We start from the raw sequence: 14,765 nt of genomic DNA, 5'->3' as shown, positions 1-14,765 counted from the left end.
AGGAGAGCGGATAAAATGCTGAAGGTAGCGGTATTTGATGAAGAGCATGAAAAAGACTTACAAACGGAAATCAATTCATTTTTAAAAGGGATATCGGAGGAGCAGCTGATAGATATCAAATATACGGTTTCGGCGGCGTGCGACCCAGACGGCGAGCAGCTTTACTGTTTTTCCGCCCTTATTTTATATCGCAAATAAAAAGATCTTTCCGCAGGCGCGGAAAGATCTTTTTTGTTAATATGCTTTTTTCACTCTTGGACTTCTTGGTTTATCGAGTTTCTCCGCTTTTTTGATCTCTCTTCTTTCTTTTGAGAGCGATTGATAGAGAGAGGCAATCATCAGCAGGATAACGATAGAAAACGGCAGCGCTGCCAGAATCGCTGTGTTCTGCAAAGCGGCAAGCCCTCCGGAATATAGGAGCACAGCCGCCATGGCGGACTGAATGATACCCCAGCTGAGTTTCACAGAATTCGCCGGATTTAAAGAACCGTACGACGTCTGCATGCCCAGCACGAATGTAGCTGAATCAGCTGACGTGATAAAGAATACTGCGATCAGAATCAATGCAAGGATCGATGTCACCATTGTCAGCGGATAGTGATCAAGTGTTCCGAACAGCATCGTTTCAGTGGACAGCTTTGCTACATTGAACGCGCCTTTTTGCTGGAGATCCATGGCTGATACGCCGAAAATGGAGAACCATAGAAATGTCAAAATACAAGGTGTCACCAAGACGCCGATTAAAAATTCGCGGATCGTCCGGCCTCTGGATACACGGGCGATGAAAATGCCGACAAATGGAGACCAGGAAATCCACCATGCCCAATAGAAAATCGTCCAGCTGTTAATCCATTCGCGTTTTTCAGGATCGTTCGGTGTCAGTCTGAAGCTCATTTGAACGATATTTTGAATGTATTGTCCGATAGAATCTGTAAATGAGTTCATTATCAGCACTGTAGGCCCGACAACGAGCATAAACAACATTAACAATCCGGCCAATACCATGTTTGTGTTGCTTAAATACTTAATTCCTTTTCCGAGTCCGCTCCACGCAGAAAGTAAAAAGAGCACTGTCACAATAATGATTAAAACCAATTGGACGATAAACGCATTCGGAATGCCGAACAGGTAATTCAAACCGCCGTTAATTTGGGTTGCGCCAAGACCAAGACTTGTTGACACCCCGACAACAGTGGCGAAAACTGCAATACAGTCAATGGCCTTTCCGATCGGTCCGTTTACTTTATCCCCGAGAATCGGTGACAGTGTGCTGCTGATTAACCCGGGTGCGCCTTTGCGGAATTGGAAATAGGCAATGCATAATGCCACAATGGCATAAATGGCCCAAGCGTGCAAACCCCAGTGGAAAAACGTATAGCGGAGTGCATCTCTGAAGGCTTGGGGGGTTTCTGTTTCACCTGATGGAGAGCTAATTGCGTAATGGCTGATCGGTTCAGCCGCACCGTAGAATACTAAGCCGATTCCCATGCCTGCGCTGAACAGCATGGCAAACCATGATAATAACCCGAATTCCGGTTTTTCATCAGGCTTTCCGAGTTTGATTTTTCCGATCGGGCTGAAAATCAAAAAGAGACAAAACCCGACAAACAAAGAGACAACTAAAAGATAATACCAACCAAATGAATCGGTAATAAATGCTTGTGCCGATTGAGACACATTTTGCAGGCTGTCAGGAGAAATAACACCCCATAATACAGCTGCAGCTGTGATTGCAATCACAATCCAAAATACACTAGATATATGTTTCAACATTTCTCACCCTCTAATTTTTTGTGTACGCCTATATCTTGCTCGCAGGCTTAGTATGGTCGTACGATGGCAGCTCATTCCTCTCTTAAAATTACCCCGCAATCAGGTGAAACAAAACAAGTCTCACCCTAACATGAATGCGGGGAATGTTCAAATGTGAGTTTGGCGGCAAGAGATTTAAAGAGTAATGATTAAGAACGGGCGTATTGCCCGGCATTTAGCCCTGCAAGCCTGCCTGTGACAAGGGCGGAGGTAATATTGTATCCGCCTGTGTAGCCGTGGATATCCAGAATTTCACCGCAAAAATAAAGCCCCTCCATTTTTTTAGAAGCCATCTTTTTCGGGTCAATTTCTTTTACAGATACCCCGCCTCCCGTGACAAATGCCTTATCAAGCGACAGTGTGCCATTTGCGAGGACAGTAAACTGCTTGCAGTCCCTTACAAATTGTCTGAAAGGATCCTTCGGCAGCTCAGAAAACGATACGTTCGGAGAGATGCCGTTTTTTTCGAGCAGGAATAGGAGATAGCGCTCCTGCATCCAAGGCTTCAGCACGTTTTTAATGGTTTTTTTCGGTGCTTCCTTCAGTTCTTTATACATCTTTTGGAAAAGCGTTTCTTCATTGATATCCGGATACAAGTCGATTCTGATCGGCACTTGAGGCTGTTTTTTCAGCTCTTTTACGACAAATTGGCTGCATCTGAGAATGGCAGGTCCTGAGAGGCCGAAATGGGTAAACAGCATGTCCATTTTATGTGTGATAATCGGTTTGCCTTTTTTATTTAACACACTGACGGCTACATCTCTTAGTGATAAGCCCTGAAGTGTTTTTTGCTTAATGAACGGTTCGCCAGAAGTGACGGGAACCTCTGTCGGAAACAGCTCTGTTATGGTATGGCCCGCGGCTTCAGCCCATTCATAGCCGTCTCCCGTGCTTCCGGTATGAGGCACGCTTTTACCGCCGACAGCAATAATGACTGCCTGGCTATGGATCATTTCGCCATTATTCGTCACAATCCCTGCTGCCTGTCCATCTTCATATAAAACAGATTTAATTTTCTCGTTCGTTCTGATTGTTACGCGGAGCTGCTTTAGCCTGTTTAACAGCGCGTCAACGACACTTTGGGCTTTGTCGGTCACAGGAAACATCCGGCCGTGATCCTCTTCCTTCAATTGAATGCCGAGGTTTTCAAAAAACTTGATAATGTCCTCATTATTAAATTCAGAAAACGCGCTGTATAAAAAACGCCCGTTGCCGGGGATGTGCTTGATAATTTCTTCCACAGGAAGGCGGTTCGTCACATTGCAGCGGCCGCCCCCGGAAATCGCGAGTTTCCGTCCTAATTTATTTCCTTTATCTATCAGCAACACGCCAGCGCCCTGTTCTCCTGCTGCAATCGCAGCCATCAAGCCTGAAGGGCCTCCGCCGATTACGATTACGTCATATTGTTTCATCTTTATCATCAACTTTCTTTTCATTTCGTGTGCGGACACCCGTCCGCAGTACTATTATAGCGAAAGAAAGCCGCTCCTTAAACGTCTTTTGCCGCGGACATGAATGTTCACAGGATTGCTTTTGTATTTATTACCGTCTAAATGCCCAGTTGTGGTAAAATAGAAAAGTTGAATCTTCGTAGAAAATGGTGATGAAGAAACATGTCAAGCAAACTGTTAAGAGGCACGTTTGTATTAACGCTCGGTACATATATATCGCGGATTCTGGGGATGGTCTATTTAATTCCCTTCAGCATTATGGTCGGGGCGACAGGCGGTGCATTATTTCAATACGGATACAACCAATACACTTTATTTTTGAATATTGCTACGATGGGCTTTCCGGCCGCTGTTTCTAAATTTGTTTCCAAATATAATTCAAAAGGGGATTATGAGACAAGCAGGAAAATGCTCAAGGCGGGCATGTCGGTTATGCTAGTCACAGGAATGATAGCCTTTTTCATTCTGTATCTATCGGCTCCGATGTTTGCGGAAATATCGCTGGGAGGCAAGGATAATAACGGCCTGACAATTGATCATGTCGTTTATGTCATCCGCATGGTCAGCTTAGCGCTTTTGGTCGTACCGATTATGAGCCTTGTCCGCGGATTCTTTCAAGGGCACCAAATGATGGGTCCGACAGCTGTTTCCCAAGTCGTTGAACAGATTGTCCGCATCATCTTTCTATTGAGTGCGACATTCTTGATTTTGAAGGTTTTCAACGGCGGCCTTGTCATCGCTGTGGGCTATGCAACCTTCGCAGCGCTGATCGGTGCCTTCGGAGGGCTGGTCGTGCTTTATATTTATTGGAACAAACGGAAGGGCAGCCTGCTGGCGATGATGCCGAATACGGGTCCGACAGCAAACCTAAGCTACAAGAAAATGTTTTTCGAGCTGTTCAGCTATGCTGCTCCGTACGTTTTTGTCGGACTAGCCATCCCTTTGTATAACTATATTGATACAAATACGTTTAACAAAGCGATGATTGAAGCCGGTCATCAAGCCATCAGCCAGGACATGCTTGCGATTCTAACCCTGTATGTTCAGAAGCTCGTGATGATCCCGGTTTCCCTAGCAACTGCTTTTGGACTGACATTAATTCCAACGATTACTGAATCGTTTACAAGCGGAAACTATAAGCTGTTAAATCAGCAGATTAATCAAACGATGCAGACGATCCTGTTTTTAATTATTCCGGCTGTTGTCGGGATCTCTCTATTGTCAGGACCGACGTATACGTTCTTTTACGGGTCAGAGAGCCTTCATCCTGAACTGGGGGCAAACATTTTGCTTTGGTATTCGCCTGTCGCAATTCTGTTCTCTTTGTTTACAGTCAACGCAGCTATTCTGCAGGGCATCAATAAGCAAAAATTTGCGGTTGTCAGCCTTGTGATCGGTGTCGTGATCAAGCTTGTGCTGAATGTTCCGCTGATCAAGCTGATGCAGGCTGACGGAGCGATTTTAGCGACGGCGCTTGGATATATCGCTTCCCTTTTATATGGGTTTATCATGATTAAGCGCCATGCAGGCTATTCGTATAAGATACTTGTTAAACGAACTGTTTTGATGCTGGTCTTATCAGCCATTATGGGTATTGCCGTGAAAATCGTGCAGTGGGTATTAGGCTTCTTTATTTCCTATCAGGATGGCCAGATGCAAGCTGCGATTGTTGTGGTGATCGCGGCCGCTGTTGGCGGAGCTGTCTACCTGTATTGCGGCTACCGATTAGGATTTTTGCAGAAAATTTTAGGCCGCCGTTTGCCAGGTTTCTTTAGGAAAGGCAGACATGCAGGCTGATGAACTAGATATGATGAAACTGAGGGCTCGCATGCTGCGGGCTTTCTTTTATAAAGGAGAGATTGGGAATGAGACTTGATAAGCTGCTTGCCAACAGCGGGTATGGTTCCAGAAAAGAAGTCAAAGCCGTTGTGAAGGCTGGAGCCGTGATGATCGACGGCAAACCTGCCAAAGATGTAAAGGAGCACGTTGATCCTGATACGCAGGAGGTGACCGTATACGGGGAACCGGTTGATTATCGAGAGTTCATTTATCTTATGATGAATAAACCGCAGGGCGTGCTGTCGGCGACTGAGGACAGCCGGCAGCAAACAGTGGTCGATCTGCTGACGCCGGAGGAGATGAGATTTGAGCCATTTCCAGCCGGCAGGCTTGATAAAGATACAGAGGGCTTTTTGCTGCTCACAAATGACGGCCAGCTCGCACATCGGCTCCTTTCTCCTAAAAAGCATGTTCCAAAAACGTATGAAGTCCATTTAAAATCACAGATTTCTCGGGAAGACATTTCCGATTTGGAAACGGGTGTCTACATAGAGGGCGGCTATAAAACAAAGCCGGCAAAAGCGGAAATCAAAACAAACGACAGTGGCAATACCGTTATATATCTGACAATTACAGAAGGAAAATACCATCAGGTCAAGCAAATGGCAAAGGCAGTCGGCAATGAAGTGGTTTATCTGAAGCGGCTTTCGATGGGACGCGTTTCCCTAGATCCCGCTCTGGCACCCGGAGAATACCGTGAGCTGACAGAGGAAGAGCTTCATTTGCTAAATGAGCCGCAAGCATGACAAAAACCCCGCATACCGAATGCGGGGTTTTATTTATAAGCACACAAAAACAAGGCTCAGTAGTTTCTTCGCCCTGTTATCTATCGGACCGCTCTCAGGCGGCCCTATGTAATTTTCAATTTATGAGGTAATCTTTACTTTCTTTCTCGTTGTCTCCCACTTGCCACGGCTTGGACTATGAACAAGATCATTATATGCCAACACATTTAAGTCTCTTTGAATCGTTCTAGGTGTAATGCCGAATTCGTCAACCAGTTCCTGTGTTGTCACAAGACCTTTTTCTTGAATAAACATGTAAACTGATTTGATTCGAGTTAGCATACGGTTTGTTGAAGGTTTCAAAAAACCACTCCCTATCATAAGATCGGATGGACTTGACTAACCACAACTCACGACTATCAACTGCGTACGAAATAGCAACAAAGGCAGACATCTGTAATTGTTAAAATAATTCGCCCTCATTATACACGATATTGCAGTGATGAATCTAGGGATAACTCCTATTAATTTTTTCCAATTTCGCGTTGGGCAGCCATCCTTGTTGGATTACTATGTATTTCGGCTCAATATTATTATGGTTAAAGAAACTTTTTTTATTCTATTTCGTAGTAAATTTTGGAGGTGAGTGAGTTTTGACAAATTTGCTTGAAGCTTCAATAGAACAGGCCGGGTATACAAGCCGAAAAAAAGTGCTCACCGATGTTTTTCTGGAAGTCAGAAAAGGGGAACTGGTTGGACTGATCGGAGCTAACGGCGCAGGAAAAAGCACCGCAATCAAGGCGATACTCGGCCTTTCAGAAGATTTTAAAGGGCATATTGCCTGGAACGACTGTTCATTTGCATATATTCCGGAGCATCCGTCCTTCTACGAAGAACTGACGCTGTGGGAGCATTTGGATCTGATCAGCACACTTCACGGCATTGAAGAGAGTGAATTTGCGCATCGGGCCCAAAGCCTGCTGCAGACGTTTTCGCTAGATCATGTCAAACATGAGCTGCCTGTCACCTTTTCGAAGGGCATGCAGCAAAAACTAATGCTTATCCAGGCCTTTCTCTCTAAGCCGGATATGTATGTGATTGATGAACCGTTTATCGGCCTTGATCCGATATCGACGAAACGCTTTGTGGACATGCTTAAGGCTGAAAAAGAACGTGGAGCCGGAATTCTTATGTGCACGCATGTACTCGATACCGCGGAAAAAATCTGTGACCGGTTTTATATGATTGAGAAAGGTTCATTATTTCTCCAAGGCACGTTAAAAGATGTTCAGGACAAGACCGGATTAGAGGGGCAGTCATTGCTTGACTGTTTTTATAAGGCAGTTCAAGGTGATCGGCTATGAACGGGCGTACGCTCTTTTTTCGAAGGCTGTTTGACTATTATAAGTATCAGTTTAAAGTGTTGCATGCGGTCATTGACTGGACAGTCGCTCTCTATATCGTTTTGCCGGCGATTGCTTTTGTCATCTATCAGTATATTGATTTGATGAACGGAAGAGGCCTTCTTTATGAGTGGTCTGAAGTGGCGGAATGGAGATGGCTGTATGCTGTGTGTGTGCTGATCATGTTTACAGGTTCGATTCGTACATTTTTAATGGAAGCGGACAAAGTGTTTTTGCTGCAAAAGAAGGAAATCATCTATCAGCTCAAACGGTATGCGCTTTTGTATTCTTTTCTGGCCACGCTGGCTAAATGGCTGCTTCTCTTTTTCATTGTCCTTCCCTTGATCAGTCATTCTGTTCTCATCACATTCGCAGAAAGCACTGCTCTATTGTGTTATTTGTTTGGCCTTCATATATTCTTTTTATCCTTAAAGCAAGACAGGATCAGAAAGCCGCGCTCCATTTCGAGATGGATTGGCGATACCCTTGTCAGAGCTATTCTTTTTGCTGGTTCTGCTATCCTGATTGTTTTTACTGAGCGGCACTTGCTTGCGCTTTTTGGCATTTTATTTTTGTTTTTCTCAGTTATCCGCAGTTTGAAAAAGACAGCCTCGTTCACGGCTTTTGAAGCTGAGGTGACTGAAGAGAAAAAAAGCAGGCTTGCCCTTGCAGGACTTGTGATGATGATGAGTCAGGAGGCGGGAATGCCAAAAGTAAAAGACAGGATGAGAAGAAAACCATTATTATACCGAAATTCAAAAAGGATATTTAAAAGACGAACGATCTGCACAGGCTATAAGGAGTTGTTTTTTAAAGTTATGCTGAGGAATGGCGAGTATGCAAGGCAGATGTACATGCTACTGTCAGCTTTCACTGTTCTCATATTTGTTTCCCCAATTTGGCTGAAGGTGATTGCGCTGCTGGTATACACAGGGGTTTGCCGTTATATCCTGACGCTTATTTTTGACAAGGTCATGGATGCCCCTTTTTTAATTGGCACCGATAAGGAAAGTGATGAATATTATCGGGCCAGAAAAAGCTGTATCAACATCCTGCACTATGCGTTTGCCGCCTGTTGTTTTTTAGCGGCCGCTGTCTCTTTATTGTTTACATAAAAAACCCAAACGGCGACGTTTGGGTTTTTTGGTCTATCCTTATAAAATAAACAGCTGGATGAAAAACAGAATGGCGAAAACGATGACGAGCGGATGAATCTCTCTCCATTTTCCCCGCGCCGCTTTTACAATTGGGTACGAAATAAAGCCAAGCGCGATTCCTGTAGAAATGCTCGAGGTCAAAGGCATGGCTAGAATGACGAGAAACGCAGGAAATGCCTCGTCCATCTCTTTCCAGTTCATATTGGAAACTGAGCCCATCATCAGGCTGCCGACGATAATCAAAGCAGGCGAGGTGATGGCGGCTATACCTGACAAGGCGCTGACAAGCGGACTGAAAAACATTGAAGCCGCAAACATCACCGCGACAGTCAAAGCCGTAAGCCCCGTTCTTCCCCCGGCTGCGACACCGGCGGAAGACTCGATAAATGCAGTCGTCGGACTTGTGCCGAAAACAGCTCCTACTGTCGTCGCGGTTGAATCAGCAAGCAGCGCTTTTCGCACGTTCGGCAGCTTGTTGTTTTTCATCAGCCCGGCTTGCTCGGCAACTCCGATCATCGTGCCTGTCGTATCAAAAATGGTGACTAATAGAAAAGAAAAGACGACAGCGTACAGGCCGTGATGAATGACATCGCCAAAAGCGGTAAATGGATTTGAGATCATCAATCCTTCCGGCAAATGAGGAAGCGACATAAATCCCTTTGAAAAATGGAGCTGACCGGTGAAAAAGGCGATCAAAGCGGTAGCTGCCATTCCGATAAATAAAGCGCCGCTTACATTCAGCACCATCAGGACCACGCTGATCAAAAGGCCGACCAGCGTTAAGATAACACCAGGTGAATGCAGATTGCCGAGAGTGACCAGGTTTGACTCATCAGCTGCCACAATTCCCGCTTGACGCAAACCGATAAAAGCAATAAACAGCCCGATCCCTGTTGTGATCCCGTATTTTAAATTGTTTGGAATCGCTTCTATAAGTTGTTTTCTTAAAGGCGTTAACGATAGAATAATGAAGAGAACCCCTGCTGTAAATACTGCGCTGAAAGCTGTTGCGTACGTGATGCCGCCATCGCTTGCGCTTACGACATGAAAGGCTAAATAAGCGTTCAAGCCCATGCCGGGCGCAATAGCAATCGGATAATTTGCTGCCAGGGCCATCCACAGCGTTCCGACAATGGAGGCAATAATCGTTGCGGTGAAAACCTGGTCGAAAGGAACCCCGGCGTTAGCCAGAATGACCGGATTGACCACGACGATATAGACCATTGTGAAAAAGGTCGTCAGCCCTGCTATGATTTCTTGCTTTATGGATGTTTGCTGCTCTTTTAGATGAAACATAGTATCCTCCAATTACGAACGTTTTAACAAAACACCATTAATATTATTCGTTTTATTTGGTTTTTGCAAGTCATTTCTTGCGGAAAGGGGATCATTATGAACTGGGAAGTTGAAGTGATCAGAAAAAAAGAGGATTTAATTCGTGATACACAGGAATTTTTGAGAATCAACAGTGTCATGGACGAAACAACCGCCGGACCCGGTAAACCGTTTGGAGAAGGGGTAAATGCCAGCCTGACTTCATTGCTGGAGCTTGGAGAAAAAGAAGGCTTTACAACAAAAAATCTTGACGGCTTCGCAGGTCATATTGAATGGGGGGAGGGCGATGACATTATCGGCGTACTTTGCCATGTTGACGTCGTGCCGCCGGGAGATGGGTGGACGAGTGATCCATTTTCAGCTGAAATCCGCAACGGACGGATTTATGCAAGGGGCGCCATTGATGACAAAGGCCCGACAATGGCGGCATTCTACGCGCTGAAAATCGTGAAAGACATGAATTTGCCCCTGTCCAAGCGAGTCAGAATGATTATCGGAACAGATGAAGAAAGTGATTGGAGATGCGTAGAGCATTATTTCAAGCATGAAGAAATGCCAACAATGGGCTTTGCGCCTGACGCCGATTTTCCGATCATTAATGCGGAAAAAGGGATCATCGATGCTTCTTTACTTATTCCGCACCGCCCAAATCAAGCTGAACCAAAGGCAGTGCTTGTCTCGTTTCAATCAGGCCTTCGCTTAAACATGGTGCCCGACGCTGCGGAAGCTGTCATTGAAGGGCCGAAAAATGAAGAGATTCTGTCTTCATTTAAAGACATGCTCCGCACGACGGACCAAAAAGGGGAAGCTGCAATAGAGAACGGACAGCTCATTTTGCGTATGTACGGTCTTTCCTGCCATGCGATGGAACCGAACAATGGGATCAATGCCGGCATTTTATTGTGCGAATTTCTCCAGCAGACTGAGCTTGACGATGCAGGAAAGCGGTTTGTGCAAGTTGTGACAGATAAGTTCTCAGGTGATACAAGAGGAAAAAAACTGGACATCGACTGTGAGGATGAAATCAGCGGAGAGCTGACATTAAATGTCGGAACACTGCGCTATAAAGAAGGGCAAGGAGGCGAGCTCGGGATCAATATCCGCTATCCTGTGACAGCAGAAAGCAAAGTGATCCGCGATACATTCGAAAGCGCATCTGAATTTGAGCTGGGAGAATTCAAAGACAGCAAGCCGCATCACGTGTCCGCAGATCATCCGTTAGTCAAAACCCTGCAAAAGGTTTATGAAGGCCAGCTGGGTAAAAAAGCTGATTTAATCTCAATCGGCGGGGGGACTTATGCGAGATCCTTAAAAGCCGGTGTCGCGTTCGGCCCGCTGTTCCCCGGACGCCCTGACAGCGCACACCAAAAGGATGAATATATCGAAATTGATGACCTGCTGAGATCGACAGCGTTATATGCTCAGGCCATTTACGAGCTTGCAAAATAAAAGGACCGGCTTCTGCTGAAGCCAGTCCTTTTTTTAAATAAATGACCATAAATCAGTTGATAAGTACCGTTCTCCTGTATCAGCTGTCATGCAGACCACAACTTTGTCAGGAGAGAGGCGTTTCGCTGTTTCGATTGCCGCGAAGCAGGCAGCGCCTGATGAAGGACCGACAAGAATTCCTTCTTCAGCAGCAAGCCGTCTTGTCGTCGTATACGCGTCTTCATCAGAGATTTTGATAATTTCATCATAAACGTCTTCATTTAAAATCGGCGGTATAAAGCCTGGGCTCGTTCCTACAAGTTTATGCGCGCCAGGTTTTCCGCCGGATAATACAGGCGAACCCGCTGGCTCAACAACATGAACCGTGATATCCGGAAAAAGCTCTTTGAGCGCCTCACCTGTTCCGGTAATGGTTCCGCCCGTTCCAGAGGAGGCTACAAAAGCGCCGAGCGGTTTTCCGATTTCCTCTATTGCCCGGGCGATTTCAGGCGCTGTTGTTTTTCGGTGCGCATCAGGATTAGCAGTGTTATCGAACTGCATTGGAATATAGCTGTTCGGAATTTGTTCGGCAAGCTCCTTCGCTTTTTTGATGCTGCCCGGCATTCTTTCCTCTCCGGGAGTTAATACAACCTCTGCACCGTAAGCTTTAAGTAGGTTGATCCGTTCCTTCGTCATCGTATCAGGCATAACTAAGATTGCTTTATATCCGCGTGCTGCCGCATTCATGGCGAGCCCGATGCCGGTATTTCCGCTTGTCGGCTCTATAATAACTGATCCCGGCTTGAGTAAACCGTTTTGTTCAGCTTCTATGATCATTTGATAAGCGGCTCTGTCTTTCACACTGCCGCTCGGATTGAAAAATTCAAGCTTTAAATAGACTTGTGCCGCATTTTCCGGCTGAAGCCGATTCAATCTCACTAGCGGTGTATCTCCTATCAGATCAGCTGTGTTTGCAACGATTTTCAACATTGTCATTCCTTTCTGAATAAAACAAGTGTCATATAATATCCTAACATAATAAACGTTTGTGCGAGAGTGTTTTCATACACTGTTCCTCTATCCGCACAGCCTCTTTATTGATAAAATAATAGCTGTCAAAGAAGGGAGTGTCAGACGGATGCCAGATATACGGCCTCATTATTTCATCGGCGTTCCCATACCTGAGGGAATTGCAAATCCGATCTACCAGGCTGCGAAAAACGAACCGATATTGACGTTTCAAAAATGGGTGCACCCGCTTGACTATCATATCACGTTAATTTTTCTCGGAGCGGCGGATGAGACACAAATAAAGAAGCTTGAAGGTTCGCTAGCAGAGATTGCTTCAGAAATTGATCCATTTTCAATTAAGTTTGGCAAGATAGATGTATTCGGCGACCGCAGAAAGCCGCGCGTTTTACATCTGGAGCCAAAGAAAAACAAAACGCTTGATAGACTGCGGGAACATACGAAGCAGGCTGTACTTCAGGCCGGCTTTCAAGTGGAAAAAAGACCGTATCATCCTCATATGACGCTGGCAAGAAAATGGACAGGCGAAGATGGATTTCCAGCTCATGTTCCGTTTGAAAGCGGCGAGGTTTCGATGATGGCTGAACGATTTTCGCTCTTTCAAATACACTTGAACCAATCACCAAAATACGAGGAAATATTCAAATTTCAATTATCTTAATTCATTGCGGAGTGGAGAAACAAACATGGCACAAATCATCAAAATTCATGATTATATATCGAGATATGAGCTTGATCCGTACCATTATATCAACCAGTTTGTACGTTTGAAAAAAGAGCGCTGGCTTTCACTAGTAGAAGCAGCGGAGCGCCAGCATGAAGAAAGGCAAGCCAGTGCTGAAGAACCGGAACCGGTGCAGAAACGAAAAAAATTTTCATTGAAAAGAAGAAAAGAAGAGATAAAAGCCGATATACAAGAAGAGAGACACCAATGGTTTGAGGACGAAGAAGATATTCATGTAAGGCTCCCGAAGAGCAGGGTGGCGCTTGCTTCTTTTTATAAAAGGCATTTATATGATTTTCAGCTCAAATGGGCAAGCTCTACTCTTTCAGAAATATCTCAACTCTCAAACCAAGTGAAGCAGGACCGCATTTTGCGTTATCTGACCCAGCAGCTGCCTGATTCTTATTTTATTATGTATAAGCCTGTGCTGAAAATTCAGCAGGCGGCGGTTGAATTAAGCATTGTGATTATTTCTCCTCTGGAAATTTATTGCGTTTCTTTTTTAGAGGCTGAGGAAGACAGTGTCTACATAGGGTCTAAAAATCGTTTTTGGGACAAGAAAACAGCCTCTCAGACTGCATCAGTGTTAAATCCAGGGCTTAGCCTGTTTCGTACGGACTCGGTTGTGTCAAAGATCGTAAAGGAAAAACAGGCTGAGATTCCGGTTCGAAAATTGCTTCTGAGCAGAACGTCGTACATCGATTACCCGGAGCCGCCATACGGCTTAGAAATAGCGGATAAGCGGAGCGCGGAAGAATGGATTGAGCGGCAGAAGAAAAACACTGCTCCGATCAAACATCATCAGGTAAAGGCTGCAAAGGCTCTATTGTCTTACTGCATGTCTGACTCCTATCGCAGACAGGAGTGGCTGGAGTAAAAGAGAACGATTTGAGCGGTTTTCTCATAACATAAGCAGGTGAGAAAGATGAGCCATTGGTTTTTTATTATTAATCCGACAGCAGGACATCGAAACGGCCTGCGTGTTTGGAAGTCCATTCAAAAAGAATTGATCAAACGAAAGGTTGAGCACCGTTCATTTTTAACTGAACATCCGGGACACGCCGAGGTGCTCGCCAGACAGATTTCAACGATACAGGAATATAAGCTGAAGCGCCTGATCGTCATTGGCGGAGACGGAACCATGCATGAAGTTGTCAACGGGCTGAAAGATGTTGACGATATTGAGCTGAGCTTTGTGCCGGCGGGCGCGTATAATGATTTTTCGCGAGGGTTCTCTATTAAAAAAATCGATCTGATACAGGAAATCAAGAAGGTAAAGCGCCCGTTAACAAGAACCTTTCATTTAGGGAGCGTCAATTTCCTTCAGGATAAATCACAGATTCTTTATTTTATGAATCATATCGGGATCGGGTTTGACGCATATGTCAATAAAAAGGCGATGGAATTTCCGTTGAGACGGGTTTTTCTTTTTCTCCGCCTTCGATTTCTTGTGTATCCGCTTTCTCATTTGCACGCTTCGGCAACCTTTAAGCCGTTTACATTAGCTTGTACGACGGAAGACGAGACGCGCGAATTTCATGATGTCTGGTTTGCCGTTGTATCCAACCATCCGTTTTACGGGGGAGGCATGAAGGCGGCGCCCCTAGCAAATCCGCGCGAGAAGACATTTGATATCGTAATCGTTGAAAACCAGCCGTTTTTGAAAAAATATTGGCTTTTATGTCTCATGGCATTTGGAAAACATACAAAGATGGATGGCGTTACGATGTTTAAAGCGAAGGACATTACATTTTACACGAAGGACAAAATCCCGTTCCATGCTGACGGAGAAATCATGGGCACTACCCCGTTTCGTCTGGCATCTAGTCCTTCACCCCTAAGAATCAAAACATAAACGTGTT

General features: G+C 45.1%; 14 protein-coding genes. 9 read left to right on the top strand and 5 right to left on the bottom strand.

Annotation, left to right across the window (positions count from 1 at the left end; genetic code table 11):
- Window positions 1–15 precede the first annotated feature (15 nt).
- A complete protein-coding gene (yteV, locus tag BSU_30080; RefSeq protein NP_390886.1) occupies window positions 16–198 on the top strand; it encodes a conserved sporulation-related protein in 183 nt (60 codons plus the stop codon).
- 36 nt (window positions 199–234) lie between these two features.
- Here yteV and opuD read toward each other — a convergent pair whose 3' ends face one another.
- Window positions 235–1,773, bottom strand: coding sequence for a glycine betaine transporter (opuD, locus tag BSU_30070; protein NP_390885.1), 1,539 nt, complete (start codon window positions 1,771–1,773; stop codon window positions 235–237).
- A gap of 188 nt (window positions 1,774–1,961) precedes the next feature.
- Complete coding sequence (ytfP, locus tag BSU_30060; protein ID NP_390884.2) at window positions 1,962–3,224, bottom strand: putative NAD(FAD)-utilizing dehydrogenase; 1,263 nt, start codon at window positions 3,222–3,224, stop codon at window positions 1,962–1,964.
- Window positions 3,225–3,425: 201 nt separating this feature from the next.
- On the opposite strand from ytfP, the gene murJ reads away from it, so the two are divergent.
- Entirely contained in the window at window positions 3,426–5,060 is a 1,635-nt protein-coding gene (gene murJ, locus BSU_30050) for a lipid II flippase (protein NP_390883.1), read from the top strand.
- Window positions 5,061–5,128: 68 nt separating this feature from the next.
- Complete coding sequence (rsuA, locus tag BSU_30035; protein ID NP_390882.2) at window positions 5,129–5,848, top strand: 16S rRNA pseudouridylate 516 synthase; 720 nt, start codon at window positions 5,129–5,131, stop codon at window positions 5,846–5,848.
- A gap of 120 nt (window positions 5,849–5,968) precedes the next feature.
- Here the strand turns inward: rsuA and ytzE are convergent, their stop codons facing one another.
- Window positions 5,969–6,190 (bottom strand): putative transcriptional regulator (DeoR family), encoded by a 222-nt coding sequence (gene ytzE / locus BSU_30020; RefSeq protein NP_390880.1) that lies wholly within the window; start codon window positions 6,188–6,190, stop codon window positions 5,969–5,971.
- Window positions 6,191–6,480: 290 nt separating this feature from the next.
- On the opposite strand from ytzE, the gene ythP reads away from it, so the two are divergent.
- Window positions 6,481–7,191 (top strand): putative ABC transporter (ATP-binding protein), encoded by a 711-nt coding sequence (gene ythP, locus BSU_30010; protein ID NP_390879.1) that lies wholly within the window; start codon window positions 6,481–6,483, stop codon window positions 7,189–7,191.
- Window positions 7,188–8,345, top strand: a complete 1,158-nt coding sequence (ythQ, locus tag BSU_30000) for a putative ABC transporter (permease) (RefSeq protein ID NP_390878.1) — start codon at window positions 7,188–7,190, stop codon at window positions 8,343–8,345. Before ythP ends, ythQ begins: the two co-directional genes overlap by 4 nt.
- A gap of 39 nt (window positions 8,346–8,384) precedes the next feature.
- Here the strand turns inward: ythQ and pbuO are convergent, their stop codons facing one another.
- Entirely contained in the window at window positions 8,385–9,683 is a 1,299-nt protein-coding gene (gene pbuO, locus BSU_29990; protein NP_390877.1) for a hypoxanthine/guanine permease, read from the bottom strand.
- Between the two features lie 96 nt (window positions 9,684–9,779).
- Here pbuO and ytjP point away from each other — a divergent pair, with 96 nt between their 5' ends.
- Window positions 9,780–11,171, top strand: a complete 1,392-nt coding sequence (gene ytjP, locus BSU_29980) for a putative promiscuous peptidase/deacylase (protein ID NP_390876.1) — start codon at window positions 9,780–9,782, stop codon at window positions 11,169–11,171.
- Between the two features lie 33 nt (window positions 11,172–11,204).
- On the opposite strand, the gene ytkP is transcribed toward ytjP, so the two are convergent.
- Entirely contained in the window at window positions 11,205–12,140 is a 936-nt protein-coding gene (gene ytkP, locus BSU_29970; RefSeq protein NP_390875.1) for a putative cysteine synthase-like enzyme, read from the bottom strand.
- 148 nt (window positions 12,141–12,288) lie between these two features.
- Between ytkP and ytlP the strand changes: the two genes are divergently transcribed.
- The 3 genes from ytlP to ytlR are packed head-to-tail and all read left to right on the top strand — an operon-like array spanning window position 12,289 to window position 14,758.
- Window positions 12,289–12,840, top strand: a complete 552-nt coding sequence (ytlP, locus tag BSU_29960; RefSeq protein NP_390874.1) for a putative RNA 2',3'-cyclic phosphodiesterase — start codon at window positions 12,289–12,291, stop codon at window positions 12,838–12,840.
- Window positions 12,841–12,865: 25 nt separating this feature from the next.
- Entirely contained in the window at window positions 12,866–13,780 is a 915-nt protein-coding gene (gene ytlQ, locus BSU_29950; protein ID NP_390873.1) for a putative hydrolase, read from the top strand.
- Window positions 13,781–13,828: 48 nt separating this feature from the next.
- Window positions 13,829–14,758: a putative phospholipid kinase gene (ytlR, locus tag BSU_29940; protein ID NP_390872.1), complete on the top strand. Its 930-nt coding sequence runs from the start codon at window positions 13,829–13,831 to the stop codon at window positions 14,756–14,758.
- Window positions 14,759–14,765: the final 7 nt, after the last annotated feature.

Origin of the sequence: Bacillus subtilis subsp. subtilis str. 168 (assembly GCF_000009045.1) — a bacterium.
In the GTDB taxonomy this organism is placed as follows: Bacteria; Bacillota; Bacilli; order Bacillales; family Bacillaceae; genus Bacillus; species Bacillus subtilis.
Note: the sequence above shows the minus strand (reverse complement) of the source record. Positions and strands in the feature narration are given on the sequence as shown.

Coding starts and splice junctions, on each gene's coding strand:
- yteV (NP_390886.1), top strand. CDS start 16: ATGCTGAAGGTAGCGGTATTTGATGAAGAGCATGAAAAAGACTTACAA.
- opuD (NP_390885.1), bottom strand. CDS start 1,773: ATGTTGAAACATATATCTAGTGTATTTTGGATTGTGATTGCAATCACA.
- ytfP (NP_390884.2), bottom strand. CDS start 3,224: ATGAAACAATATGACGTAATCGTAATCGGCGGAGGCCCTTCAGGCTTG.
- murJ (NP_390883.1), top strand. CDS start 3,426: ATGTCAAGCAAACTGTTAAGAGGCACGTTTGTATTAACGCTCGGTACA.
- rsuA (NP_390882.2), top strand. CDS start 5,129: ATGAGACTTGATAAGCTGCTTGCCAACAGCGGGTATGGTTCCAGAAAA.
- ythQ (NP_390878.1), top strand. CDS start 7,188: ATGAACGGGCGTACGCTCTTTTTTCGAAGGCTGTTTGACTATTATAAG.
- pbuO (NP_390877.1), bottom strand. CDS start 9,683: ATGTTTCATCTAAAAGAGCAGCAAACATCCATAAAGCAAGAAATCATA.
- ytjP (NP_390876.1), top strand. CDS start 9,780: ATGAACTGGGAAGTTGAAGTGATCAGAAAAAAAGAGGATTTAATTCGT.
- ytkP (NP_390875.1), bottom strand. CDS start 12,140: ATGTTGAAAATCGTTGCAAACACAGCTGATCTGATAGGAGATACACCG.
- ytlP (NP_390874.1), top strand. CDS start 12,289: ATGCCAGATATACGGCCTCATTATTTCATCGGCGTTCCCATACCTGAG.
- ytlQ (NP_390873.1), top strand. CDS start 12,866: ATGGCACAAATCATCAAAATTCATGATTATATATCGAGATATGAGCTT.
- ytlR (NP_390872.1), top strand. CDS start 13,829: ATGAGCCATTGGTTTTTTATTATTAATCCGACAGCAGGACATCGAAAC.